The organism is Streptomyces sp. P9-A4, from assembly GCF_036634195.1.
In the GTDB taxonomy this organism is placed as follows: Bacteria; Actinomycetota; Actinomycetes; order Streptomycetales; family Streptomycetaceae; genus Streptomyces.
This window is the reverse complement of record NZ_JAZIFY010000001.1, coordinates 1,626,184-1,652,280: the sequence shown is the minus strand read 5'-3', so window position 1 is coordinate 1,652,280 and position 26,097 is coordinate 1,626,184. Positions and strand designations below refer to the sequence as shown.

At 71.0% G+C, this 26,097-nt stretch carries 21 protein-coding genes and 1 pseudogene; 16 read left to right on the top strand and 6 right to left on the bottom strand.

What is annotated here, in order from left to right:
• Positions 1-83: 83 nt before the first annotated feature.
• On the bottom strand, positions 84-836 hold the full coding sequence (locus V4Y03_RS07420) for an SDR family NAD(P)-dependent oxidoreductase (protein ID WP_332434394.1): 753 nt from the start codon (positions 834-836) through the stop codon (positions 84-86).
• A 58-nt stretch (positions 837-894) separates the two neighbouring features.
• On the opposite strand from V4Y03_RS07420, the gene uvrC reads away from it, so the two are divergent.
• From uvrC to V4Y03_RS07355, 13 genes are all read left to right on the top strand, one after another.
• Positions 895-2,898, top strand: coding sequence for an excinuclease ABC subunit UvrC (uvrC, locus tag V4Y03_RS07415; RefSeq protein WP_317873771.1), 2,004 nt, complete (start codon positions 895-897; stop codon positions 2,896-2,898).
• Positions 2,895-3,902, top strand: a complete 1,008-nt coding sequence (rapZ, locus tag V4Y03_RS07410) for an RNase adapter RapZ (protein WP_332434393.1) — start codon at positions 2,895-2,897, stop codon at positions 3,900-3,902. The genes uvrC and rapZ overlap by 4 nt, the downstream gene beginning before the upstream one ends.
• Positions 3,899-4,924: a gluconeogenesis factor YvcK family protein gene (locus tag V4Y03_RS07405; protein WP_317873769.1), complete on the top strand. Its 1,026-nt coding sequence runs from the start codon at positions 3,899-3,901 to the stop codon at positions 4,922-4,924. The genes rapZ and V4Y03_RS07405 overlap by 4 nt, the downstream gene beginning before the upstream one ends.
• Positions 4,915-5,904, top strand: a complete 990-nt coding sequence (whiA, locus tag V4Y03_RS07400) for a DNA-binding protein WhiA (RefSeq protein ID WP_017238652.1) — start codon at positions 4,915-4,917, stop codon at positions 5,902-5,904. Before V4Y03_RS07405 ends, whiA begins: the two co-directional genes overlap by 10 nt.
• A 164-nt stretch (positions 5,905-6,068) precedes the next feature.
• Positions 6,069-9,020 carry a M14 family metallopeptidase gene (locus V4Y03_RS07395; RefSeq protein ID WP_332434392.1) on the top strand — a complete coding sequence of 984 codons (2,952 nt, stop codon included), beginning with the start codon at positions 6,069-6,071 and terminating at the stop codon, positions 9,018-9,020.
• A 218-nt stretch (positions 9,021-9,238) separates the two neighbouring features.
• Positions 9,239-10,249: a type I glyceraldehyde-3-phosphate dehydrogenase gene (gene gap, locus V4Y03_RS07390; protein WP_332434391.1), complete on the top strand. Its 1,011-nt coding sequence runs from the start codon at positions 9,239-9,241 to the stop codon at positions 10,247-10,249.
• Between the two features lie 104 nt (positions 10,250-10,353).
• Positions 10,354-11,565: a phosphoglycerate kinase gene (locus V4Y03_RS07385; RefSeq protein WP_317873230.1), complete on the top strand. Its 1,212-nt coding sequence runs from the start codon at positions 10,354-10,356 to the stop codon at positions 11,563-11,565.
• Between the two features lie 6 nt (positions 11,566-11,571).
• On the top strand, positions 11,572-12,348 hold the full coding sequence (gene tpiA, locus V4Y03_RS07380) for a triose-phosphate isomerase (RefSeq protein ID WP_317873229.1): 777 nt from the start codon (positions 11,572-11,574) through the stop codon (positions 12,346-12,348).
• Between the two features lie 131 nt (positions 12,349-12,479).
• On the top strand, positions 12,480-12,710 hold the full coding sequence (gene secG / locus V4Y03_RS07375) for a preprotein translocase subunit SecG (protein WP_056561581.1): 231 nt from the start codon (positions 12,480-12,482) through the stop codon (positions 12,708-12,710).
• Positions 12,711-12,787: 77 nt separating this feature from the next.
• A complete protein-coding gene (locus tag V4Y03_RS07370; protein ID WP_189505794.1) occupies positions 12,788-13,123 on the top strand; it encodes an RNA polymerase-binding protein RbpA in 336 nt (111 codons plus the stop codon).
• Positions 13,124-13,292: 169 nt separating this feature from the next.
• A complete protein-coding gene (gene pgi, locus V4Y03_RS07365; protein WP_332437125.1) occupies positions 13,293-14,945 on the top strand; it encodes a glucose-6-phosphate isomerase in 1,653 nt (550 codons plus the stop codon).
• 4 nt (positions 14,946-14,949) lie between these two features.
• Positions 14,950-15,450 (top strand): PH domain-containing protein, encoded by a 501-nt coding sequence (locus tag V4Y03_RS07360; RefSeq protein WP_317873228.1) that lies wholly within the window; start codon positions 14,950-14,952, stop codon positions 15,448-15,450.
• Positions 15,447-17,021, top strand: coding sequence for a PH domain-containing protein (locus V4Y03_RS07355; protein ID WP_332434390.1), 1,575 nt, complete (start codon positions 15,447-15,449; stop codon positions 17,019-17,021). Before V4Y03_RS07360 ends, V4Y03_RS07355 begins: the two co-directional genes overlap by 4 nt.
• A gap of 22 nt (positions 17,022-17,043) precedes the next feature.
• Here V4Y03_RS07355 and pgl read toward each other — a convergent pair whose 3' ends face one another.
• The 5 genes from pgl to tkt are packed head-to-tail and all read right to left on the bottom strand — an operon-like array spanning position 17,044 to position 23,658.
• On the bottom strand, positions 17,044-17,814 hold the full coding sequence (gene pgl, locus V4Y03_RS07350; protein WP_317873226.1) for a 6-phosphogluconolactonase: 771 nt from the start codon (positions 17,812-17,814) through the stop codon (positions 17,044-17,046).
• Positions 17,811-18,881 (bottom strand): glucose-6-phosphate dehydrogenase assembly protein OpcA, encoded by a 1,071-nt coding sequence (gene opcA, locus V4Y03_RS07345; protein WP_317873225.1) that lies wholly within the window; start codon positions 18,879-18,881, stop codon positions 17,811-17,813. The genes pgl and opcA overlap by 4 nt, the downstream gene beginning before the upstream one ends.
• Positions 18,878-20,410 (bottom strand): glucose-6-phosphate dehydrogenase, encoded by a 1,533-nt coding sequence (zwf, locus tag V4Y03_RS07340; protein ID WP_317873224.1) that lies wholly within the window; start codon positions 20,408-20,410, stop codon positions 18,878-18,880. The genes opcA and zwf overlap by 4 nt, the downstream gene beginning before the upstream one ends.
• A 5-nt stretch (positions 20,411-20,415) precedes the next feature.
• The gene (gene tal, locus V4Y03_RS07335) at positions 20,416-21,534 is read right to left on the bottom strand and encodes a transaldolase (RefSeq protein WP_332434389.1); all 1,119 of its coding nucleotides are present in this window, start codon (positions 21,532-21,534) and stop codon (positions 20,416-20,418) included.
• Between the two features lie 36 nt (positions 21,535-21,570).
• Entirely contained in the window at positions 21,571-23,658 is a 2,088-nt protein-coding gene (tkt, locus tag V4Y03_RS07330) for a transketolase (RefSeq protein WP_317873222.1), read from the bottom strand.
• Between the two features lie 314 nt (positions 23,659-23,972).
• Here tkt and V4Y03_RS07325 point away from each other — a divergent pair, with 314 nt between their 5' ends.
• The 3 genes and pseudogenes from V4Y03_RS07325 (at position 23,973) to V4Y03_RS07315 (ending at position 26,097) form a co-directional block, all read left to right on the top strand.
• The gene (locus tag V4Y03_RS07325; protein ID WP_317873221.1) at positions 23,973-24,920 is read left to right on the top strand and encodes a heme o synthase; all 948 of its coding nucleotides are present in this window, start codon (positions 23,973-23,975) and stop codon (positions 24,918-24,920) included.
• 105 nt (positions 24,921-25,025) lie between these two features.
• Positions 25,026-25,346 carry a hypothetical protein gene (locus V4Y03_RS07320; protein ID WP_317873220.1) on the top strand — a complete coding sequence of 107 codons (321 nt, stop codon included), beginning with the start codon at positions 25,026-25,028 and terminating at the stop codon, positions 25,344-25,346.
• A gap of 75 nt (positions 25,347-25,421) precedes the next feature.
• Positions 25,422-26,097: pseudogene (locus tag V4Y03_RS07315) on the top strand (hypothetical protein).

Here is a 26,097-nt window from a genome sequence, read left to right as displayed (position 1 = left end):
CCCACCCGTCCCGCCCTGCGGGACGATGGCCCACACGGCGGTGGGCGGGAGCGGCCCGCCAGGCCCCCCGGTGCCCGCCCCGTTCAGCGGGCCAAGTACCCGCCGTCCACCGGCAGGATCGTGCCCGTGATGAAGGACGCTTCCGGGGACGACAGGAAGAGGATCGCCGACGCCACCTCCTCCGGTGTGCCGAAGCGGCCCATCGGGTGGGCGCGGACGATCTCCGAGAGGTACTCCGGGCCGCCGGGCTCCTCGCGCGCCGCGGCGACGCGTTCCGTCTCGATCGTGCCCGGCGCCACCGCGTTCACCCGGATCCCGTGCTCCGCCCACTCCACCGCCAGGTGCTTCGTCAGCCCGGTGGCCACGAACTTCGCGGGGCCGTAGACCGCCTGCCGGGCCTGCCCGGCCACGCCCGAGATCGACGAGGTGCACACGATCGCCCCGCCACCGGAGACGAGCATCGCCTCGATCGCGTACTTGCAGGTCAGAAACATGCCACGGCCGTCCACGGCCATCACCGCGTCGAAGTCCGACGCCTCCGCCTCCGTGACGGAGAGCAGCGGGATCACCCCCGCGTTCGCCACCAGGACGTCCAGCCGCCCGAAGCGGTCCACCGCCGTGGCGATCATCCGCCGGGCGTCGTCCTCCCGGGAGACGTCGCCGACGACCGGTACCACCCCTTCCAGCGTCGCGAGCCGCTCCGCGTCGAGGTCGGCGGCGACGACCCGCGCCCCCTCGCCGAGGAACCGTTCCGCCGTCGCCCGCCCGATCCCGCTCGCCGCGCCCGTGATCACGCACACCCGGTCCGCCAGCCGTCCCGTCACCTGATTCGCCATGCTTCGCCAACGAGCGCGCGAGGCCGGAGTGTCGGTGCCCGCAAGTAGGGTGGGGAGCATGGCAGACCCCTCCAGCTACCGCCCCAAGCCGGGGCAGATCCCCGACTCCCCGGGGGTCTACAAGTTCCGCGACGAGCACCGCCGGGTGATCTACGTGGGGAAGGCGAAGTCCCTGCGTCAGCGGCTGGCGAACTACTTCCAGCCGCTCACGAGCCTGCACCCGCGCACGGCGACCATGGTGACCACGGCCGCCTCGGTGGAGTGGACCGTCGTGTCGACCGAGGTCGAGGCGCTCCAGCTGGAGTACTCCTGGATCAAGGAGTACGACCCCCGGTTCAACGTCAAGTACCGGGACGACAAGAGCTACCCGTACCTCGCGGTGACCATGAACGAGGAGTTCCCCCGGGTCCAGGTCATGCGCGGCCACAAGAAGAAGGGCGTCCGCTACTTCGGGCCGTACGCGCACGCGTGGGCGATCCGCGAGACCGTCGACCTGATGCTGCGGGTCTTCCCGGTGCGGACCTGCTCCGCGGGCGTGTTCAGGAACGCCGCGTCGGCCGGCCGCCCCTGCCTCCTCGGCTACATCGGCAAGTGCTCCGCGCCCTGCGTCGGCCGGGTCACCCCGGAGGAGCACCGCGAACTGGCCGAGGAGTTCAGCGACTTCATGGCCGGCCGCACGGGGACGTACATCCGCCGGCTGGAGAAGCAGATGATGCTCGCGGCCGAGGACATGGAGTACGAGAAGGCGGCCCGGCTCCGCGACGACATAGAGGCCCTGCGCCGCGCGATGGAGAAGAGCGCGGTGGTGCTGGCCGACGCCACCGACGCCGACCTGATCGCCCTCGCCGAGGACGAGCTGGAGGCCGCCGTGCAGATCTTCCACGTGCGCGGCGGACGCGTCCGGGGCCAGCGCGGCTGGGTCACCGACAAGGTCGAGGCCGTCGACACCGCCGGGCTCGTCGAGCACGCCCTTCAGCAGCTGTACGGCGAGGAGACCGGCGACACGGTCCCCAAGGAGGTCCTGGTCCCCGCGCTGCCCGAGGACGCGGAGTCCGTGAGCGCCTGGCTGGCCGGCCGCCGCGGGTCCGGCGTCTCGCTGCGCATCCCGCAGCGCGGCGACAAGAAGGACCTGATGGAGACCGTCGCGCGCAACGCCCAGCAGGCGCTCGTGCTGCACAAGACGAAGCGCGCCAGCGACCTGACCACCCGCTCCCGGGCCCTGGAGGAGATCGCCGAGGCCCTGGACCTGGACTCGGCGCCGCTGCGGATCGAGTGCTTCGACATCTCGCACCTCCAGGGCGAGGACGTGGTGGCCTCGATGGTGGTCTTCGAGGACGGACTGCCCCGCAAGAGCGAGTACCGCCGCTTCCAGATCAAGGGCCGGGTCGGAGACACACAGGTCTGGCACGGCGAGGGTCAGGACGACGTCCGGTCCATGCACGAGGTGATCAGCCGGCGCTTCCGCCGCTACCTCCTGGAGAAGGAGAAGACGGGGGAATGGGACGCCGAGGGCGTCGTCGAGGACCCGGACGAGGCCGGGCGGCCCCGGCGCTTCGCGTACCCGCCGCAGCTCGTCGTGGTCGACGGCGGGCAGCCGCAGGTCGCGGCGGCCCGGCGGGCCCTCGACGAGCTGGGGATCGACGACATCGCGGTCTGCGGGCTCGCCAAGCGGCTGGAGGAGGTGTGGCTGCCCGGCGATGACGACCCGGTGGTGCTGCCCCGCTCCAGCGAGGGCCTTTACCTCCTCCAGCGGGTGCGTGACACGGCTCACGACTTCGCCATCCGCTACCAGCGGTCCAAGCGGACGAAACGTATCCGGACCAGCCCTCTCGACGCCGTCCCCGGACTGGGCGAGACACGGAAACAGGCGTTGGTCAAGCATTTCGGCTCGGTGAAGCGGCTCCGGCAGGCGACAATCGAGCAGATCTGCGAGGTCCCCGGCATGGGCCGGAAGACCGCGGAGGCGGTCGTCGTGGCCCTCGCCCAGGCGGCCCCGGCGGCACCCGCCGTGAACACGGCGACAGGAGAGATCATGGAAGACGACGGGGGCGGCACGGCATGACCGCGCACGGACAGCAGGACCCGCACGACCAGCAGGACCAGAAGGACCCGCGGGACGAGCACCACGAGCACGACCGAGAAGACGGAGCAGGACACGTGAGTACGGGCACGAAGGAGACCCCCGGCGACAACGGCGCCGAGGCGGCCATTCCCGAGCTGGTGATCATCTCCGGCATGTCCGGAGCGGGCCGGTCCACCGCGGCGAAGTGCCTGGAGGACCTCGGCTGGTTCGTCGTCGACAACCTGCCGCCCGCGCTGATCCCCACCATGGTGGAGCTCGGCGCCCGCTCCCAGGGCAATGTCGCCAGGATCGCGGTCGTCGTCGACGTCCGCGGCCGGCAGTTCTTCGACAACCTCCGCGAGTCGCTCGCCGACCTGGACGCCAAGCAGGTGACCCGCCGGATCGTCTTCCTCGAGTCGTCCGACGACGCCCTCGTCCGGCGCTTCGAGTCGGTCCGCAGGCCGCACCCGCTCCAGGGCGACGGCCGCATCACCGACGGCATCGCCGCCGAGCGCGACCTGCTGCGCGAGCTGCGCGGCGACGCCGACCTGGTCATCGACACCTCCAGCCTCAACGTCCACGAGCTGCGCGCCAAGATGGACGCCCAGTTCGCCGGTGACGAGGAGCCCGAGCTGCGGGCCACCGTCATGTCCTTCGGCTTCAAGTACGGCCTGCCGGTCGACGCCGACCTCGTCGTCGACATGCGCTTCCTGCCCAACCCGCACTGGGTCCCCGAGCTGCGCCCCTTCACCGGCCTCAACGAGGAGGTGTCGAACTACGTCTACAACCAGCCCGGCGCCAAGGAGTTCCTCGACCGCTACACCGAGCTGCTCCAGCTGATCGCCGCGGGCTACCGCCGTGAGGGCAAGCGGTACGTGACCATCGCCGTGGGCTGCACCGGCGGCAAGCACCGCTCCGTGGCCACCGCCGAGCGGCTCGCCGCCCGCATCGCCGCCGAAGGGGTCGAGACCGTCGTCGTGCACCGGGACATGGGGCGCGAGTGAGGCCGACCCGTCGGCGTGGCTCCACCCTCACGGTGCGGCGCGCGCTCCGCAGACGCGGCGCCCAGCCCAAGGTGGTCGCACTGGGCGGCGGCATGGGCCTGTCGGCCTCCCTCGCCGCCCTCCGCCGGATCACCGGCGACCTCACGGCCGTCGTCACCGTCGCCGACGACGGGGGCTCCAGCGGCCGGCTCCGCGAGGAGCTGGGCGTGCTGCCCCCCGGTGACCTGCGCAAGGCGCTCGCCGCGCTCTGCGGCGACGACGACTGGGGCCAGACCTGGGCCCGGGTCATCCAGCACCGCTTCCAGTCCAAGGGCGAGATCAACGGCCACGCCGTCGGCAACCTGCTGATCGTCGCCCTCTGGGAGCAGCTCGGCGACCCCGTGCAGGCCCTGGACCTGGTCGGCCGGCTGCTCGGCGCCCAGGGCCGGGTGCTGCCCATGTCCGCCGTACCCCTGGAGCTCCAGGCCCTGGTCAAGGGGCACGACCCGGAGCGCCCGGAGGACGTGGACACCGTGTGCGGGCAGGCGACCGTGGCCCTCACGCCGGGCGAGGTGCAGTCGGTGCACCTCGTGCCGCACGACCCGCCGGCGGTGCCCGAGGCGGTCGAGGCGGTCCTCGACGCGGACTGGGTGGTCCTCGGTCCGGGCTCCTGGTTCTCCTCGGTGATCCCGCACCTGCTCGTCCCCGAACTGCTGGACGCCCTGGCCGAGACGAGGGCCCGGAAGGTGCTCTCGCTGAACCTCGCGCCGCAGCCCGGAGAAACCGAGGGCTTCTCCCCGCAGCGTCATTTGGAGGTTTTGGGACGACACGCCCCTAAACTCGCCCTGGACGTGGTGCTGGCCGACGAGGCCGCCGTGCCCGACCGCGAATCCCTCGCCGATGCCGCCAAGCGGCTCGGCGCCGCGGTCGAGCTGGCGCCGGTGGCCGGGCCCGACGGCTCCGCGAAGCACGACCCGGAGCTGTTGGCCGCCGCGTACGACCGTATTTTTCGGATGCATGGAAGGATCGGCCCATGGCGATGACGGCAGCGGTGAAGGACGAGATCTCCCGGCTTCCCGTCACCCGGACCTGCTGCAGGAAGGCAGAGGTCTCGTCGATCCTGCGGTTCGCGGGCGGTCTGCACCTGGTGAGCGGCCGCATCGTGATCGAGGCGGAGCTCGACACCGCGATGGCGGCCCGCCGCCTCAAGCGGGACATCCTGGAGATCTTCGGGCACAGCTCGGAGCTGATCGTGATGGCCCCCGGCGGTCTGCGGCGCGGTTCGCGCTTCGTGGTGCGGGTGGTGGCCGGGGGAGACCAGCTGGCCCGGCAGACGGGACTGGTCGACGGCCGGGGGCGCCCCATCCGGGGCCTTCCCCCGCAGGTGGTCTCCGGGGCCACCTGTGACGCGGAGGCGGCCTGGCGGGGTGCGTTCCTCGCCCACGGTTCGCTGACCGAGCCCGGCCGGTCCTCCTCCCTGGAGGTGACCTGCCCCGGCCCGGAGGCCGCGCTCGCCCTGGTCGGCGCGGCGCGCCGGCTCTCCATCGCGGCGAAGGCCCGTGAGGTGCGGGGGGTGGACCGGGTCGTCGTCCGCGACGGCGACGCGATCGGCGCCCTCCTCACCCGGCTCGGCGCGCACGAGTCGGTGCTCGCCTGGGAGGAGCGGCGGATGCGGCGCGAGGTCCGCGCCACCGCCAACCGCCTGGCCAACTTCGACGACGCCAACCTGCGCCGCTCGGCCCGCGCCGCGGTGGCCGCCGGGGCCCGGGTGCAGCGCGCGCTGGAGATCCTCGCCGAGGAGGTGCCCGAGCACCTCGCGGCGGCCGGCCGGCTCCGGATGGAGCACAAGCAGGCCTCCCTGGAGGAGCTGGGCGCGCTCGCCGACCCGCCGCTGACGAAGGACGCGGTGGCCGGGCGGATCCGCCGGCTGCTCGCGATGGCCGACAAGCGGGCGCAGGACCTGGGCATTCCCGGGACCGAGTCCAACCTGACCGAGGAGCTCGACGACAGCCTGGTCGGCTGACCTCCTCCCCGCGTCAACTGTGAACTGCCGGTGCCTTTCTGAGGTACCGGCAGTTCCGTTTCCCGGCTCCCGCGACGCGCCGACGGGCACCCTTGACAGTCCCCTGGGCACCCATGAGCCTGGCGTCTGTTCACCTTCGGGGCAGACAACAGCAAGGGGGGCTCATGAGACGCAGAGCGAGATCGATCCTCGCCGCGGCTTCACTGCTGATCGCGGGAGTGGCGGCGGCACCCGTCGCCGGGGCGCAGCCGAACGACCGGGACGGCGGTGACGCCCTCTCCGTATGGCGTGCCGAGGTCACCGCGGAGCAGGTACCGCTGCTCCTCGAAGCCGGTGCCGACGCCCATGAACTGACCGAGCAGGTGCCCGCGAAGGGCTCCGCCACGGTCGAGCTCTTCCTCACCGGCCGGCAGGCCGGGCAGCTGCGCGGCAAGGGCGTCGAGCTCGCCGAGCACAACCTCTCCGCCCAGGCCGAGAAGCGGGTCGCCGCCGCGGGCGACGGAGTGTTCCGCCCGTACGGGGGCCCGAACGGCCTCAAGCAGGAGATCCTGGACACCGCGCGGGCCAACCCCGGCCTCACCAAGGTCGTCTCCCTCGGGAAGACCCTCAAGGGCCAGGACATCCTCGCCCTCAAGGTGAGCAAGGGCGCCCAGCGCGCCAAGGACGGCTCGAAGCCCGCCACGCTCTACATGTCCAACCAGCACGCGCGCGAGTGGATCACCCCCGAGATGACCCGGCGGCTGCTCCACCACTACCTCGACGGCTACGGCAAGGACGAGCGGATCACCCGGATCGTGGACTCCACCGAGCTGTGGTTCGTGCTCTCCGCCAACCCGGACGGCTACGACTACACGCACGCCGACCCCGACAACCGGCAGTGGCGCAAGAACCTCCGCGACAACGACGGCGACGGACGTCTCACGGCCGCCGACGGCGTCGACCTCAACCGCAACTTCGCCTACAAGTGGGGTTACGACAACGAGGGTTCGTCCCCCGACCCGGCCGACGAGACCTTCCGCGGCAAGGGCCCCATGTCGGAGCCCGAGACCAAGGCCCTCGACGCCTTCCAGAAGCGCATCGGCTTCACGTACGGCATCAACTACCACTCGGCCGCCCAGCTCCTGCTGTACGGCGTGGGCTGGCAGATCGCCACCGACACCCCCGACGACGTGGCCCTCAAGGCCCTCGCCGGAACCCCGCAGAAATCGGCCGTCCCCGGCTACCGGCCGCAGGTCTCCTCCGAGCTGTACATCACCAACGGCGAGGCGGACGGACACGCCGCCAACGTCAACGGGATGCAGATGTTCACCCCGGAGATGTCGACCTGCGCCACCGCCTCCCGGATCGACCCGAACGACGCCTGGAACCCGGCCGACTGCGCCTCCGTCTTCACCTTCCCGGACGACGAGAAGCTGATCCAGGCCGAGTTCGCCAAGAACATCCCCTTCGCGCTCGCCGTCGCCGAGACCGCCGCCCACCCGGACCGGCCCGTCTCCCCGGTCGGCATCGACGCCCCCGACTTCACCCCGAAGTCCTTCACCGCCTCCTACGCCCGCGGCGAGGACCAGGAGGTCGCCGTCACCGCGCGCAAGTCGCTGCGCGGCAAGACCCTGAAGTACCGGATCAACGGCGGCCGCACCCACAGCGAGCAGCTCGACGCCTGGAAGGGCGGCGAGACCTACGGCGGCGAGGACAACCTCTACTTCGACGAGTACCGCGCCGAGGTCGAGGGCGCCGAGCCCGGCGACTCCGTCGAGGTCTGGTTCACCGCCCGCACCCGCGAGGGCCGGGCCACCGCCTCCGCCCCCTTCACCTACAAGGTGGCCGACCGCCCCCGCGGCGACGTCCTCGTCCTCGCCGACGAGGGCGGCACCACCGCCGCGAAGCACACCGCCGAGTACGTGAAGGCGCTCGCCGACAACGGCCGCAGGGCCGCCGTCTGGGACGTCGCCACCCAGGGCGCCCCCGACGCCCTCGGCGTCCTCTCCCACTTCCGTACCGTCGTCTGGTACACCGGCGCCGAGCGGCCCTCCGGGACCACCCAGCTCGCCGTCCGCGCCTTCCTCAACGAGGGCGGGAAGCTGATCAACGCCGGCGAGAAGTCCGGCGGACTCACCCGGATCGGTCTCGCCGAGTCCAACGACTTCGCCCAGTACTACCTCGGCGCCTACCACCGCGCGGGCCTCAAGAACCCGCCCGCCTTCGCCGGCGGTGGCGCCTTCGCGGGCGTCGGAGCGACCCTCGGTTCCGCCGCCGACAACCCGCTCGACAACGCGGGCGCGTACACCGTCACCTCGGACACCCTCAAGCCGAAGGACTTCCCGCAGTTCGCCGGCAGCGCGTCCGCCGGTGACTACCCGGGCATCCGCACCCCCTTCGAGCCCGCCGAGGGCGCGAGCTTCATGGCCGTCAAGCACGCCGACGACACCTGGGCCCGGCTCAGCAGGACCGTCGACCTCACCGGCGTCGCGGCGGCGGCCGGACCCCGGCTGGACTTCCAGGTCAGCTACGACACCGAGCCCGGCTACGACAACCTCGTCGTCGAGGCCCACACCGTCGGCCAGGACGACTGGACGACGCTGCCCGACACCAACGGCGGCACCTCCACCGAGCCGCCCGCCGACTGCGGCGAGGGCTACTACGTCCAGGGCCACCCCTTCCTCGCCCACTACCTCACCGTCGGCGAGGACGGCTGCGCCGCCACCGGCACCACCGGCGCCTGGAACGCCTTCACCGGCCCCTCCAACGGCTGGCGACAGGCCTCCGTCGACCTGAGCGCCTGGGCCGGCAAGCAGGTCGAACTCTCCATCTCGTACGTCTCCGACCCCGGTACGGGCGAGATGGGCGCCTTCGTCGATGACACCCGCCTCGTCACCGGGACCACCACCGAGACGGAGGGCTTCGAGACCGCCCTCGGCGCCTGGACCGTCCCGGGCGCGCCCGCCGGCAGCCCCGGCAACGGCTCCGACTGGACGCGCTCCGCCGCGCTCTTCCATTCGCAGGCCGCGGTCGTCACCCGGGACACCGTCCTCCTCGGCTACGGCCTGGAGCACGTGCCCGGCGCGGCCGAGCGCGCACGGCTCGTCGGACGCGCCCTCGGGGTGCTCCGACGCTGACGGAGAGTAGTGGGGACAAAGGTCCCACGACGGCCCGTACCTGTTGGTAGGTACGGGCCGTCGGCCGTTCTTCCTCACTTTCCGGGCACGTACGGATGCGCTCGATGTCACTCCCGCACGCCCGGGGGGGTAGGGTCGTAAGCGGTCGGGGACATCCCAAAAAACAAGAATCTCGCCGGCGTCGAGCACACCGGCGTACCTAACGAGGAGATCGGTTCGTGACGATCCGCGTAGGCATCAACGGCTTTGGCCGCATCGGCCGGAACTACTTCCGCGCGCTCCTTGAGCAGGGTGCGGACATCGAGATCGTGGCTGTCAACGACCTGGGCGACACCGCGACCACGGCCCACCTTCTGAAGTACGACACCATCCTGGGCCGCCTCAAGGCAGAGGTCACCCACACCGCCGACACCATCACCGTCGACGGCCACACCATCAAGGTGCTCTCCGAGCGCGACCCGGCCGACATCCCCTGGGGCGAGCTGGGCGTCGACATCGTCATCGAGTCGACCGGCATCTTCACCAAGAAGGCCGACGCCGCGAAGCACCTCGCCGGCGGCGCCAAGAAGGTCCTCATCTCGGCTCCGGCCACCGACGAGGACATCACCATCGTCATGGGTGTCAACCAGGACAAGTACGAGCCGGCGCGGCACGACATCATCTCGAACGCGTCGTGCACCACCAACTGTGTCGCGCCGATGGCCAAGGTTCTCGACGAGAACTTCGGCATCGTCAAGGGCCTGATGACCACGGTCCACGCGTACACCAACGACCAGCGCATCCTGGACTTCCCGCACAAGGACCTGCGCCGCGCCCGCGCCGCCGCGGAGAACATCATCCCGACCACGACGGGTGCCGCGAAGGCCACCGCCCTGGTCCTCCCGCAGCTCAAGGGCAAGCTCGACGGCATCGCCATGCGCGTCCCGGTCCCGACCGGCTCCGCGACCGACCTGGTCGTGACCCTCGACCGCGAGGTCACCAAGGACGAGGTCAACGCCGCGTTCAAGAAGGCCGCCGACGACGGCGACCTCAAGGGCTTCCTGTTCTACACCGAGGACCCGATCGTGTCCTCGGACATCGTCAGCGACCCGGCCTCCTGCACCTTCGACGCCTCCCTGACCATGGTCCAGGACGGCAAGACGGTGAAGATCCTCGGCTGGTACGACAACGAGTGGGGCTACTCCAACCGACTCGTCGACCTCACCGTCTTCGTCGGCGGCCAGCTCTAAACTTCAGGGCGGGCTTTCGATGTGAGCAGGGCTCGGGCAGCGCAACGCCGCGCTGTGCGAGCCCTGTTTGTGTGCTCCACCGCGTACCAAGGAGTCTGTGACAGATGAAGACGATCGACGAGCTTCTCGCCGAAGGCGTCTCCGGCAAGCGGGTGTTCGTCCGCGCCGACCTCAACGTGCCGCTCGACGGCACCACCATCACCGACGACGGCCGCATCCGCGCCGTCGTGCCCACGGTCAAGGCGCTCGCCGACGCGGGTGCCCGCGTCGTGGTCGCCTCGCACCTGGGCCGCCCGAAGGGCGCCCCGGACCCGGCGTTCTCGCTCGCCCCCGCCGCCGCGCGGCTGGGCGAACTGCTCGGCGCCGAGGTCGCCTTCGCGACGGACACGGTCGGCGACTCCGCCACCGCCACCGTCGCGGGCCTCACCGACGGCCGGGTCGCCGTCATCGAGAACCTCCGGTTCAACGCCGGCGAGACCTCCAAGGACGACGCCGAGCGCGGCGCGTTCGCGGACCGGCTCGCGGCCCTCGCCGACCTGTACGTCGGCGACGGCTTCGGCGCCGTGCACCGCAAGCACGCCTCGGTCTTCGACCTCCCGGCGCGCCTCCCGCACGCCGCCGGCTACCTCATCGCCACCGAGGTCGGCGTCCTCAAGAAGCTGACGGACGACGTTCGGCGGCCGTACGTGGTCGCGCTCGGCGGCGCCAAGGTCTCCGACAAGCTCGGCGTGATCGACCACCTCCTGGAGAAGGCCGACCGCATCCTCATCGGCGGCGGCATGGCGTACACCTTCCTCAAGGCCCAGGGCCACGAGGTCGGCATCTCGCTGCTCCAGGAGGACCAGGTCCCGGCCGTCCAGGACTACCTGAAGCGTGCCAAGGAGCGCGGCGTGGAGTTCGTACTCCCCGTCGACGTGCTGGTCTCGGACACGTTCCCGAACCTGAAGACCAAGGCTCCGGCCAACCCGACCACGGTCGCCGCGGACGCCATCCCGGCGGACGAGGAGGGCCTGGACATCGGTCCGGAGACCCGTAAGCTCTACGCCTCGAAGCTCGCCGACGCGGCCACCGTCTTCTGGAACGGTCCGATGGGCGTCTTCGAGCACCCCGACTACGCCGAGGGCACCCGGGCCGTCGCCCAGGCGCTCGTCGACTCCCCGGCCTTCACGGTGGTCGGTGGTGGCGACTCCGCCGCCGCCGTCCGCATCCTGGGCTTCGACGAGAAGGCATTCGGCCACATTTCGACCGGCGGCGGCGCCTCCCTCGAATACCTCGAGGGCAAGACGCTTCCCGGACTCGCCGCCCTGGAGGGCTGAACCCCAATGAGCACCCGTACCCCGCTGATGGCGGGCAACTGGAAGATGAACCTCAACCACCTCGAGGCCATCGCCCACGTCCAGAAGCTCGCCTTCGCCCTGACCGACAAGGACTACGACGCCTGTGAGGTCGCGGTCCTGGTCCCCTTCACCGACCTGCGGTCCGTCCAGACCCTGATCGACGGCGACAAGCTCAAGATCAAGTACGGCGCCCAGGACATCTCGGCGCACGACTCCGGTGCCTACACCGGCGAGGTCTCGGGCCTGATGCTGTCCAAGCTGAAGTGCGCCTACGTGGCCGTCGGCCACTCCGAGCGCCGCCAGTACCACGCCGAGAACGACGAGGTCTGCAACGCCAAGGTGAAGGCCGCCTTCAAGCACGGCGTGACCCCGATCCTCTGCGTCGGCGAGGGCCTCGACATCCGCAAGGCCGGCCAGCAGGTCGAGTACACCCTCGCCCAGCTCGACGGCGGCCTCAAGGACGTCCCGGCCGAGCAGGCCGAGTCGATCGTGATCGCCTACGAGCCGGTGTGGGCCATCGGCACCGGCGAGGTCGCGACCCCGGAGGACGCGCAGGAGGTCTGCGGTGCGATCCGCGGCCGTCTCGCGGAGCTGTACTCGCAGGAGCTGGCCGACAAGGTCCGCATCCAGTACGGCGGCTCGGTCAAGTCCGGGAACGTCGCCGCGATCATGGCGCAGCCGGACGTCGACGGCGCCCTGGTGGGCGGCGCGGCGCTGGACGCCGACGAGTTCGTCAAGATCGCCCGCTTCCGCGACCAGTGAGTATGAGGTAGCGGAGTAGGCGAGCGCCCGGAGGGGCGCCGAGCCTTAGAATCCGTCGTACCCTTGCGGGGGTCGGGCAGGCGCCCGGCCCCCGTCCGTATAAGTCCGAGGAAGTTGGTCCAGCCGTGGTTATGGGGTTCTCGATCGCCCTGATCGTCTTCAGCGCGCTGCTGATGCTGCTCGTGCTGATGCACAAGGGGAAGGGTGGCGGCCTCTCCGACATGTTCGGTGGCGGCATGCAGTCCTCCGTGGGTGGCTCCTCGGTCGCCGAGCGCAACCTGGACCGGATCACCGTCGTGATCGGTCTGCTCTGGTTCGCCTGCATTGTGGTACTTGGTCTGCTGATGAAGTTGGACGGGTAACTCCGAACACTGGACGCGCGTTGGGCCTTACGTAGACTGGGGCATCTTCGAGCACCATCACGCAGGGAGTTACGACCGTGGCAAGTGGCAACGCGATCCGGGGAAGCCGGGTCGGAGCGGGGCCGATGGGCGAGGCCGAGCGGGGCGAATCGGCGCCGCGCGCCCGCATCTCCTTCTGGTGCTCGAACGGGCACGAGACGCAGCCGAGCTTCGCCAGCGACGCGGCGGTCCCGGAGACCTGGGACTGCCCGCGCTGCGGCTTCCCGGCAGGTCAGGACCGGGACAACCCGCCGGACCCGCCGCGCACGGAGCCGTACAAGACCCACCTCGCCTATGTGCGTGAGCGACGCAGCGACGCGGACGGCGAGGCGATCCTCGCCGAGGCGCTCGCCAAGCTGCGCGGCGAGATCTGAAACATGGTGTGACGGTGTGACGAACGGGCCCCGCCCGCGAACTCGGTTCGCGGGCGGGGCCCGTTCGCCGTTCGCACTCGCCTTCACGTCGCCCGTCCCTCTGATCAATTAGGTTTGGGGGTGCAGCGGGGCAGACAAGCAGGACGAGAAGAAATGGGCGATGTCCGAGATGAACAACCAAGGCCGCACCAGGCTCAACCGGCTGCCCGAGTGGGCGGCCCTCGGCAAGCACCGTGAGCAGCTGGGCGACACCCGGCTGCGCGAACTGTTCGCCGCCGACCCGGAGCGGGGCACGTCGTACGCCCTGCGCGTCGGCGACCTCTACCTGGACTACTCCAAGCAGCTCGTCACCGACGAGACGCTGACCCTGCTGCGCGAACTGGCCGCCGTCACCGGTGTCGCCGAGCTGCGCGACGCGATGTTCCGCGGCGAGAAGATCAACACCACCGAGGACCGCGCGGTCCTCCACACCGCGCTGCGCGCCCCCCGGGACGCCGTGATCGAGGTCGACGGGGAGAACGTCGTCCCCGGTGTGCACGCCGTCCTCGACAGGATGGGCGTCTTCGCCGACAAGGTCCGCGCCGGCGGGTGGACCGGCCACACCGGCCGCCCGATCCGGAACATCGTCAACATCGGCATCGGCGGCTCCGACCTCGGCCCCGCCATGGCCTACGAGGTCCTGCGCTCCTTCGCCCAGCGGGACCTGACGTTCCGTTTCGTCTCCAACGTCGACGGCGCCGACCTCCACGAGGCCGTCCGCGACCTCGACCCCGCCGAGACGCTGTTCATCGTCGCCTCGAAGACCTTCACCACCATCGAGACGATCACCAACGCCACCTCCGCGCGCAACTGGCTCCTCACCGGCCTCCGGGCCGACCAGGACGCCGTGGCCAAGCACTTCGTCGCCCTCTCGACCAACGCCGAGAAGGTCGAGGAGTTCGGCATCGACACCGCGAACATGTTCGAGTTCTGGGACTGGGTCGGCGGCCGCTACTCCTACGACTCCGCCATCGGCCTCTCCCTGATGATCGCCATCGGACCGGGGCGCTTCCGCGAGATGCTCGACGGCTTCCACCTCGTCGACGAGCACTTCCGCACCGCCCCGCCCGAGGAGAACGCGCCGCTGCTGCTCGGCCTCCTCGGCGTCTGGTACGGCGCCTTCTTCGACGCCCAGTCGCACGCGGTGCTGCCGTACTCCCACTACCTGTCCAAGTTCACCGCCTACCTCCAGCAGCTGGACATGGAGTCCAACGGCAAGTCGGTGGACCGCCAGGGCAACCCGGTCGACTGGCAGACCGGACCCGTCGTCTGGGGCACCCCCGGCACCAACGGGCAGCACGCGTACTACCAGTTGATCCACCAGGGAACCAAGGTCATCCCCGCCGACTTCATCGGCTTCGCCCGGCCCGTCGACGACCTGCTGCCCGGCCTGGCCGGCCAGCACGACCTGCTCATGGCCAACTTCTTCGCCCAGACCCAGGCGCTGGCCTTCGGCAAGACCGCCGACGAGGTACGGGCCGAGGGTGTCCCCGAGGAACTGGTCCCGCACAAGACCTTCCAGGGCAACCACCCCACCACCACCGTCCTCGCCGACGCGCTCACCCCGTCCGTCCTCGGCCAGCTGATCGCCCTGTACGAGCACAAGGTCTTCGTCCAGGGCGCGGTCTGGAACATCGACTCCTTCGACCAGTGGGGCGTCGAACTCGGCAAGGTCCTCGCCAAGCGGATCGAGCCGGTCCTGACCGGAGGAGAGGGCGGGGAGCAACTCGACAGCTCCACCGCCGGACTGGTGACCGCCTACCGCTCGCTGCGCGGAAGGTAGAGACATGACGGGGGAGAACGCGGTGCGGCTGCGGCCGCCCAGGAACGCCGTGGACGAGCGGGCCGTCACCTGGTGGCGCAGCCGGCTCCTGGCGGCCACCGCCGTACCGGTGCTGGTCCTCGCCGTCCTCGGCGCCCTGATCGGGCCGGCCAGGTTCTGGCTGCTCCTGTCGGCCGGAGCCGTCGCGGCCATGGGCCTCGGCTGCACCGCGTTCCTCCCCGCCTGGTGGTTCCGCGTACACCGCTGGGAGATCACCGAGGACGCCGTCTACGTCCGCACAGGGGCCTTCTGGCAGGAGTGGCGGATCGCGCCGATGTCACGGATCCAGACCGTCGACACCTCACGGGGGCCGCTGGAACAGCTGTTCCGGCTGGCCACCGTGACGGTGACCACCGCCTCCTCCAAGGGCGCCATCCGGATCGAGGGCCTCGACCACGAGCTGGCCGCCGGCCTCGCCGAACGGCTGACCCTGATCACCCAGGCCACCCCCGGAGACGCCACATGAGCGAGGAGACGGGAGCCGCCGAGGACTGGCTGCGCCTCGACCCCCGTACCGTCCTCGTCCGGGTCACCCTCTTCGCCGGGGTCCTCGGCGGCGCCGCCCTGCCCGTCGCCTTCGGTCTGGCCGGGACCCGCCCGCTGTGGCAGGCCTTCGCCTGGGTCGCCGCGGGCTTCGCACTCGTCCTCGGCGCCACCGTCGTCGCCGAGACGGTCCGCTACCGCCGCACCCGCTACCGCGTCGGACCCGAGCGGGTCGAACTGCACACCGGCCTCCTCGTCGTCCAGCGCCGCTCCCTCGCCCGTGAGCGCGTCCGCAGCGCCGACCTCAGCGCCAACCTCCTCCAGCGCGTCTTCGGCCTCGTCAAGGTCCGGGTCGGCACCGGCGAGCACACCGGCGGCGAGTCCACCCTCGAACTCGACCTGGTCACCCGGTCCGAGGGCGAGCGGCTCCGGCACGAACTGCTCGCCCGCGCCGCCGCACCCACCGGGGAACCGGACCACGACAACGCCCTCGCCACCCTCGACCCGCGCTGGATCCGCTTCGCCCCCGTCTCCTTCCTGGCCCCCGCCCTCGGCGGCGCGGCCGTCGGCGCCCTCATGCAGGTCAGCGAGTGGTTCGGCGCCCAGGGGAAGGTCATCCACTGGATAGGGGACCGCTTCGAGGACATCTCCCTCACCTGGATGATCGTCGACCTGCTCCTCCTCGCCACCCTCGTCGGCGCCGTCGGAGCCCTCGGCCTCTGGGTCGAGATGTGGTGGAACTACCGCCTGGAGCGCGAGCCCGGCGGCACCCTCCGGGTCTCGCGCGGCCTCTTCACCGCCCGCTCGGTCTCCCTGGAGGAACGCCGACTGCGCGGGATCGAACTGGTCCAGCCGCTCGGCGTCCGGCTGTTCGGGGCGGCCCGCGTCGACGCCGTCGCCACCGGCCTCGCCCAGGACGACGGCGACAAGCACGCCGACCTCAAGAACCTGCTGCCGCCCGTGGAGCGGGACCTCGCCGACCGGGTCGCCGCCCAGGTCCTGCGCGAGCCGGAACCGCCCACCGGGGCGCCCCTCGCCGCCCACCCCCGGGCGGCCCGCGACCGCAGGGTGCGCTGGGCGCTGTGGAGCGTCCTCGGGCCCGTCGCGGTGCTGGTCCTCCTCGGACTGCTCCTCACCCCGGTCCTGCTGTACGTGGCGGCGGGCTGCGCGCTCGTCGGCACCCCGGTCGCCGTGCTGTTCGCCCTGGACGCCTACCGAGGCCTCGGACACGGTGTCAGCGGCGGCTATCTGGTGACCCGTTCGGGTACGGTCCGGCGCGCCACGGTCGCCCTCCAGCGCTCCGGGGTCATCGGCTGGACGGTCAAGCAGTCGTACTTCCAGCGGCGCGCCGGCATCCTCACGCTCACCGCCACGACGGCGGCAGGGGCGGGGGCGTACGACATCCTCGACGCGGGCCGGAGCCAGGGCCTGACCTTCGCCGCCGAGGCCGTACCGGACCTGCTCGCGCCCTTCCTGGAACCCGTACCGGATCTCGTACCGGAGCTCGTGCCCGATTCCGTGTACGTGCGGGAGGCCCGGTCCACCGAGGGGTGAACCGGGCCTCCTGGGCGTGGGGTCAGGCCGACGCCGGCGGGTACAGACTCCGCGGCAGCTCCGAGGCCGCAGCCGCGTCGAGCAGCCACAGCGTGCGCGAGCGGCCGTAGGCGCCCGCCGCCGGGGCCTGTACCTCGCCCGCGCCCGACAGCGCGATCGCCGCGGCCTTCGCCTTGTCCTCACCGGCCGCGAGCAGCCAGACCTCCTTGGCCGACCGGATCGCCGGAAGGGTCAGTGAGATCCGGACCGGCGGCGGCTTGGGCGCGCCGTGCACGCCGACCACCGTCCGCTCGGTCTCGCGGACCGCGGGCAGCTCCGGGAAGAGCGAGGCCACATGGGTGTCCGGGCCGACGCCCAGCATCAGGACGTCGAAGGCCGGCACCGCGCCGTCCCCGGCGGCGGCCAGCTCCGCCGCGTACGAGGCGGCGGCGGCGTCGACATCGGCGCCGTACGGGCCGTCCGAGGCCGGCATGGCGTGCACCCGGGCCGGATCGAGCGGCACCCGGTCGAGCAGTGCCTCCCGGGCCTGGGTGACGTTCCGCTCGGGGTCTCCCTCGGGCAGGTAGCGCTCGTCGCCCCACCAGAGGTCGAGCCGCGACCAGTCGATCGCGTCCCTGGCGGGCGTCGAACCGAGGGCCGCGAGCAGGCCGTTGCCGTTGCGGCCGCCGGTGAGGACCACCGAGGCGGAGCCGCGGAGGGCCTGGGCGTCCACGATCCTCGTGATCAGCCGGGCCGCGGCGGCCTCGGCCATCAGTTCCTTGTCACGGTGGACGACCAGCTGAGGGGCGCTCACTTGGCCGCCGCCTTCTTTGCCGTGGCCTTCTTCGCGGCGGGCTTGGCGGGCGCGGCCTCGGCGGGCGCGCCGGCCGGCTCCTCGGCCGTCCCGACGACGGTCTCGGCGACCGCCTCGGGCTCGGGAGCGGTCAACGCCGCCTCCTCGTCCAGCCGTTCGAGACCGAACTTGAGCGCCGTCGCGTAGGTGTCGTCCGGGTCGAGCCGGCGCAGCTCCTCCGCGATCAGCTCGGACGTCTCGCGGCGCTTGAGCGCCACGGCACGGTCCGGCTGCCCCTGGATGGAGAGCGTCGCGAGCGAGCCGTCCGGGCGGTCCAGCACGATCGGGCCGGAGCTGGTCTCCATCCGTACGGAGGTGAGACCGGGGCCCGCCGACTTCGAGCGCCGCACGGGAATCCTCAGCCGGTCCGCGAGCCACATCGCGAGCAGCTCGACGCTGGGGTTGAACTCCTCGCCCTCCACCTCGGCGGAGGTCACCTCGCACACGACCTGGTCGAGCGCGGCGGCCAGCATGGAGCGCCACGGGGTGATCCGGGTCCACGAGAGGTCCGTGTCGCCCGGGGTGTACGCGTCCGCGCGCGCGGTCAGCTCGTGGATGGGCTGCTCGGCGGCGTACGTGTCGGTGACCCGGCGCTGGGCGAGCGCGCCCAGCGGGTCCTTCGCCGGGTCGCTCGGCGCGTTCACCGGCCACCAGACGACGACCGGCGCGTCCGGCAGGAGCAGCGGCAGGACCACCGACTGGGCGTGGTCGCCGATCTCGCCGTACAGCCGGAGGACCACCGTCTCGCCGGTGCTGGCGTCGGCGCCGAGGCGGACCTCGGCGTCGAGCCGCGCCTGGGAACGGTCCCGCGGGGAGCGCGAGACCCGCTTGATGACGACGAGGGTCCGCGAGGGGTGCTCGCGGGACGCCTCGTTGGCCGCCTTCAGCGCGTCGTAGGCGTTCTCCTCGTCGGTGACGATGACGAGGGTGAGCACCATGCCGACGGCCGGGGTGCCGATCGCCCGCCGCCCGAGCACCAGCGCCTTGTTGATCTTGGAGGACGTGGTGTCCGTCAGGTCGGTCTTCATGGCCGGCGCCAGCTCCGTCCGTCTCGTGCGAGCATCTCGTCCGCCTCGACCGGACCCCAGGTCCCGGACTGGTACTGCGCGGGCTTGCCGTGCTTGTCCCAGAACTGCTCGATCGGGTCGAGGATCTTCCAGGACAGCTCGACCTCCTCGACGCGCGGGAAGAGGTTCGAGTCGCCGAGCAGGACGTCGAGGATGAGCCGCTCGTACGCCTCGGGGCTGGACTCCGTGAAGGACTCGCCGTACGCGAAGTCCATCGACACGTCCCGGATCTCCATCTGGGTGCCGGGCACCTTGGAGCCGAACCGCATCGTCACGCCCTCGTCCGGCTGGACCCGGATGACGATGGCGTTGCGGCCGAGTTCCTCGGTCGCGGTGTGGTCGAAGATGGAGTGCGGGGCGCGCTGGAAGACCACCGCGATCTCGGTCACGCGGCGGCCGAGCCGCTTGCCGGTGCGCAGGTAGAAGGGGACGCCCGCCCAGCGGCGGTTGTCGATCTCCAGCTTCACGGCCGCGTAGGTGTCGGTCTTCGACTGGGGGTCGATGCCGTCTTCCTCCAGGTAGCCGACGGCCTTCGCGCCGCCCTGCCACCCGGCCGCGTACTGGCCGCGGACCGTGGACTCGCCCAGGTCCTTGGGCAGCTTCACCGCGCCGAGGACCTTGGTCTTCTCGGCCGCGAGCGCGTCGGCGTCGAAGGAGGCGGGCTCCTCCATCGCGGTCAGCGCGAGCAGCTGGAGCAGGTGGTTCTGGATGACGTCACGGGCGGCGCCGATGCCGTCGTAGTAGCCGGCGCGGCCACCGATGCCGATGTCCTCGGCCATGGTGATCTGCACGTGGTCGACGTACGACCGGTTCCAGATCGGCTCGAAGAGGGTGTTGGCGAAGCGGAGCGCCAGGATGTTCTGGACGGTCTCCTTGCCGAGGTAGTGGTCGATCCGGAAGACCTCGTCGGGCGGGAAGACCTCGTGGACGACCTCGTTCAGCTCCTTGGCGGAGACCAGGTCGTGGCCGAAGGGCTTCTCGATGACCGCGCGGCGCCAGGAGCCGTCCTTCTGGTCGGCGAGCCCGTGCTTCTTGAGCTGCTGGACGACCTTGGGGAAGAACTTCGGCGGCACGGACAGGTAGAAGGCGAAGTTGCCCCCGGTGCCCTGCGCCTTGTCCAGCTCCTCGATGGTGGCCTTGAGCTGCTCGAAGGCCTCGTCGTCGTCGAAGTCGCCCTGGACGAAACGCATCCCCTGGATCAGCTGCTGCCACACCTCCTCGCGGAACGGGGTGCGCGCGTGCTGCTCGACGGCGTCGTGGACCTCCTGCGCGAAGTCCTCGTCCTGCCACTCGCGCCGGGCGAAGCCGATGAGCGAGAAGCCCGGCGGCAGCAGGCCGCGGTTGGCCAGGTCGTAGACGGCAGGCATCAGCTTCTTACGGGACAAATCGCCCGTGACGCCGAAGATCACCAGACCCGACGGCCCCGCGATGCGCGGGAGCCGTCGGTCTGCGGCGTCACGGAGCGGGTTGGCTCCGTGGACTGCGCTCAAAGTGCTTACGCCTCCGAAGGTGCGAGGCGCGAGAGCTCCGCCTCGGTGGACTTGAGCAGGTCGTTCCAGGACGACTCGAACTTCTCGACGCCCTCGTCCTCCAGGAGCTGGACGACGTCGTCGTAGGCGATGCCCAGCTTCTCGACGGCGGCCAGCTCGGCGCGCGACTGGTCGTACGTGCCGCGCACGGTGTCACCGGAGACGACGCCGTGGTCGGCGGTGGCCTCCAGGGTGGCCTCCGGCATGGTGTTGACCGTGCCGGGGGCGACCAGGTCCACGACGTACAGGGTGTCCTTGTACGCCGGGTCCTTGACGCCGGTCGAGGCCCACAGCGGACGCTGCTTGTTGGCCTGCGCCTTGTCGAGGGCGGCCCAGCGCTCCGAGGAGAAGACCTCCTCGTAAGCCTCGTAGGCGAGGCGGGCGTTGGCCAGCGCGGCCTTGCCCTTGAGGGCCTTCGCCTCGTCGGTGCCGATGCCGTCCAGGCGCTTGTCGATCTCCGAGTCCACCCGGGACACGAAGAAGGAGGCCACCGAGTGGATCTTGGAGAGGTCGAGGCCGCGCTCGCGGGCCTTCTCCAGGCCCGCCAGGTAGGCGTCCATGACCGCGCGGTAGCGCTCCAGCGAGAAGATCAGCGTCACGTTGACGCTGATGCCGAGGCCGATGACCTCGGTGATCGCCGGCAGACCCGCCTTGGTGGCCGGGATCTTGATGAGCGTGTTCGGGCGGTCCACCAGCCAGGCCAGCTGCTTGGCCTCGGCGACGGTGGCGGTCGTCTCGTGGGCGAGACGGGGGTCGACCTCGATGGAGACCCGGCCGTCCTGGCCGTCGGTCGCCTCGAAGACCGGCCGCAGGATGTCGGCGGCGTCGCGGACGTCCGCCGTCGTGATCATGCGGATGGCCTCGTCGACGGTCACCTTGCGGGCGGCGAGGTCGGCGAGCTGCTGCTCGTAACCGTCACCGTGCGAGATGGCCTTCTGGAAGATCGACGGGTTGGTGGTCACACCGACCACATGGCTCTGGTCGATGAGCTCGGCCAGGTTGCCGGACGTGATCCGCTTGCGCGAGAGGTCGTCCAGCCAGATCGCGACGCCTTCGTCGGAGAGGCGCTTGAGAGCGTCTGTCATGAGAATTGCATCTCCATTAAGTCGTACGTATCCGCGTCAGCGCGCGGCGGCGGCGATCGATTCCCGGGCGGCGGCGACGATGGCCTCCGGGGTGAACCCGAACTCGCGGAACAGGACCTTCGCGTCCGCCGAGGCGCCGAAGTGCTCCAGCGAGACGATCCGGCCGGCGTCCCCGACGTACCGGTGCCAGGTGAGACCGATACCGGCCTCGACCGCGACACGGGCCTTGACCGACGGCGGCAGGACCGAGTCCTTGTACTCCTGGTCCTGCTCCTCGAACCACTCCACGGACGGCATCGAGACCACCCGGGCCGGAACACCGGCCGCCTGGAGCCGCTCACGGGCCTCGACGGCCAGGTGCACCTCGGAGCCCGTACCGATCAGCACGACCTGCGCGTCGCCGCCCTCGGCCTCGAACAGCACGTAGCCGCCCTTGACCGTGTCCTCGTTCGGCGCGTACGTCGGCACGCCCTGGCGGGTCAGCGCCAGACCGTGCGGGGCGCCCTTGCCGAAGACCTTGGTGTGGCGCTGCATGATCTCGCGCCAGGCGATCGCCGTCTCGTTGGCGTCGGCCGGACGGACCACGTTGAGACCCGGGATCGCGCGCAGCGAGGCCAGGTGCTCCACCGGCTGGTGCGTCGGGCCGTCCTCGCCCAGACCGATCGAGTCATGGGTCCAGACGTACGTCACCGGCAGGTGCATCAGGGCCGACAGCCGCACGGCGTTGCGCATGTAGTCGGAGAACACCAGGAAGGTGCCGCCGTAGATGCGCGTGTTGCCGTGCAGCGCGATGCCGTTCATCTCCGCGGCCATGGAGTGCTCGCGGATGCCGAAGTGGATCGTGCGGCCGTACTTGTCGGCCTCCGGGAGCGGGTTGCCCTCGGGGAGGAACGACGAGTCCTGGTCGATCGTCGTGTTGTTCGAGCCGGCGAGGTCGGCCGAGCCGCCCCACAGCTCCGGGACGACCGCGCCGAGCGCCTTGAGGACCTGGCCCGAGGCGGCACGGGTGGCGACACCCTTGCCCGGCTCGAAGACCGGGAGCTTCTCGGCCCAGCCGGCCGGCAGCTCGTTGGCCTGGATGCGGTCGAACTCGGCCGCGCGCTCCGGATTGGCCGTACGCCACTCCGCGAGCTGCTTCTCCCACGCGGCGCGGGCCTCACGGCCGCGGTCGCCGAGCGAGCGGGTGTGCGCGATGACCTCGTCCGAGACCTCGAAGGCCTGCTCCGGGTCGAAGCCCAGGACGCGCTTGGTGGCCGCGATCTCCTCGTCGCCGAGCGCCGAGCCGTGCGCGGCCTCGGTGTTCTGCGCGTTCGGCGCGGGCCAGGCGATGATCGAGCGCATCGCGATGAACGACGGACGCCCGGTCTCGGCCTCGGCGGCCCTGATCGCCGCGTACAGCCCGGCCGGGTCCAGGTCGCCGTTGGCCTGCGGCTCGACGCGCTGGACGTGCCAGCCGTACGCCTCGTACCGCTTCATCGTGTCCTCGGACACGGCCGTCTCGGTGTCGCCCTCGATCGAGATGTGGTTGTCATCCCACAGCAGGATCAGGTTGCCGAGCTTCTGGTGGCCGGCGAGCGAGGACGCCTCCGCGGAGATGCCCTCCTGCAGGCAGCCGTCACCGGCGATCGCGTAGATCCGGTGGTCGAACGGAGAAGCGCCGGCAGCCGCCTCCGGGTCGAACAGACCGCGCTCGAAGCGGGCGGCCATCGCCATGCCCACCGCGTTGGCGACACCCTGGCCCAGCGGGCCCGTCGTCGTCTCGACGGCGGCGGTGTGGCCGTACTCCGGGTGACCGGGGGTCTTCGAGCCCCAGGTGCGGAAGGCCTTGAGGTCGTCCAGTTCGAGCCCGAAGCCACCCAGGTACAGCTGGGTGTAGAGGGTCAGGGACGAGTGGCCGGCGGAGAGGACGAACCGGTCGCGCCCGACCCACTCGGGGTCGGCCGGGTCGTGCCGCATCACCTTCTGGAAGAGGGTGTACGCGGCGGGCGCCAGGCTCATCGCCGTACCGGGATGGCCGTTGCCGACCTTCTGTACGGCGTCCGCGGCCAGGATGCGGGCGGTGTCGACGGCCCGCTGGTCCAACTCGGTCCACTCGAGGTCTGTGGTGGTCGGCTTAGTGCTCACCCTGGGTCAGGGCTCCTCTCCACATGTCTTGGGCCGGTGACTGAGGGTGTACCGGCGTTGTCGAGCCTACCCCCGCCGGAACGCCCCTCTTTTCGTGTGCATGCCCCTCAAATGAGCGGACACGGCAAGACTGCCGCCGCCCGTGTGACTTCGCCTCCCGAAGCGCGTCCACGCCTTGGGACGCACCCCCTCAACACGACCCCACCCCCGCGAAGATCGGCGTCTGGGCAACGTCTACAGTGGCGTGGTACGCGCAAGCTTTACCCCGTCTTCATCCGGGGAGCTTGCTGGGAATTTCTCTGTCAGGGGTGTGCGTGACGGCCGTCGAGTCCCGACCCGCAGGGGTCGTCTTGACTCCCAGCCCGGGGGGCCATCGGCCGTTCGGGGCCCGCGTCAAGGCATTCGTGGCGCTGACCAAGCCGCGGATCATCGAGCTGCTGCTCATCACCACCGTGCCGGTGATGTTCCTCGCCGAGCAGGGCGTGCCGGACCTGTGGCTGGTGCTCGCCACCTGCTTCGGCGGCTATCTGTCGGCGGGCGGCGCCAACGCGCTGAACATGTACATCGACCGCGACATCGACGCGCTGATGGACCGCACCTCCCAGCGTCCGCTGGTCACCGGTGTGCTGACCCCCCGCGAGGGCCTGGTCTTCGGCCTCAGCCTCGCCGTGGTCTCCACGCTCTGGTTCGGCCTGCTCGTCAACTGGCTGTCCGCCGCGCTCTCGCTCGGCGCGCTCCTCTTCTACGTCGTGGTCTACACGATGATCCTGAAGCGGCGCACCGCGCAGAACATCGTCTGGGGCGGCATCGCCGGCTGCCTGCCGGTGCTCATCGGCTGGTCGGCCGTGACGAACTCGATGTCCTGGGCCGCGGTCATCCTCTTCCTCGTCATCTTCTTCTGGACGCCGCCGCACTACTGGCCGCTGTCGATGAAGGTGAAGGACGACTACGCCCGCGCCGGCGTGCCCATGCTCCCGGTGCTGGCCTCCAACAAGGTCGTCGCCAAGCAGATCGTGCTCTACAGCTGGGTGATGGTCGCCGTCTCGCTGCTGCTCACCCCCCTGGGCTACACCGGCTGGTTCTACACCGCCGTGGCGCTGGTCACCGGCGGCTGGTGGCTCTGGGAGGCGCACGCGCTGCTCAACCGCGCCAAGGCGGGTGCGACCGGCGCGAAGCTCAAGGAGATGCGCCTCTTCCACTGGTCCATCACCTATGTGTCGCTGCTCTTCGTGGCGGTCGCGGTGGACCCCTTCCTGCGCTAGCGAGCCCCGCTCGTACAAGAGGTACGGCCGACGGCCGGGTCACGTGGGACAGCCCACACGGCCCGGCCGTCGCCGTTGGATCTACTGCTCGGTAGCATCCCTTTCATGGCAGAAACGAAGCAGGAAGAGCGCAAGGCGGCCCGGCTCGCCAAGCAGATCAAGGCCTTCTCCGAGGAGCACGGCGGCTCCGAGGGACACCTCGCGCACATCGGCCAGGCGGGCACCCGCATCGTCCTGGTCGGCACCGACGGCGGCTGGGGCGACCTCGTCGCGCCGACGCGGGAGATCGCCCGCCAGGCCGCCGAGAAGGCCGGACTGACCCTCCACGAGGAGTTCGACGGCGAGTTCGCCGCCAAGATCACCACCGGCCCGTACGAGTGGACCCGGATGGCCGGTATCCAGATCGGCGGACCCTCCAACAGCTGAGGCGACAACCTCGCGCGGGGCTCACCCGTTAGGACGTGCGGAGACGCGACACGTCCACGCAGGGAGCCCCCCGAGATGATCGACACGCCGAACCTGGTGGACCAGTACTGCCACGGGGTGCTCCGTACGGAGCTGGGCCTCGGCACCTTCGAGGCCCACCTCGGCGCCCAGCTCGGCGGGAGCGGCGCGCTGCCCGCCCCGGGCACCACCTTCTTCGACACACAGACCGGTTTCGCCGTGCGCCGCTGGTGCCCGCCGGTCCTCGGGCTCGAACCGCACTGCCCGCCCGCCCGCTACGGTCACCGCCGGTCGCCCCCTCCGGCTCCACACCGGCGACCGGGACCCGGCGGCCCTCGCGGGCTTCGCCGCCGCCACCGCGGGGCTCGGCACCGACCTCGTCCTGCTGCACTCCCACCCGCACCACCGGGCCACGGCGCACCTGGCCGGGGTTCACTCGCACGTGTACGCGGACCTGGGCCCCGTCCTCGCCCACACCGGGGCCCGGGCGGCGGCCGTCCTCGCCGAGGTCCTCGAGCGGGCGCCCTTCGGGAAGCTGCTGTTCTCCAGCGGCGCCCACGGGCTGCCGGAGCTGCACGTGGTCGCCGCGAGCGTCTTCCGTACCGCGCTCACCCGGGTGCTCGGCGAATGGGTCGAGGACGGCGCCTGGTCCCGTGCGGACGCGCAGCGGGTGGCGGGGATGATCGCGGCGGAGAACGCGCGACGGGTCTACCGGCTGGCGGGGAGCCGGTAG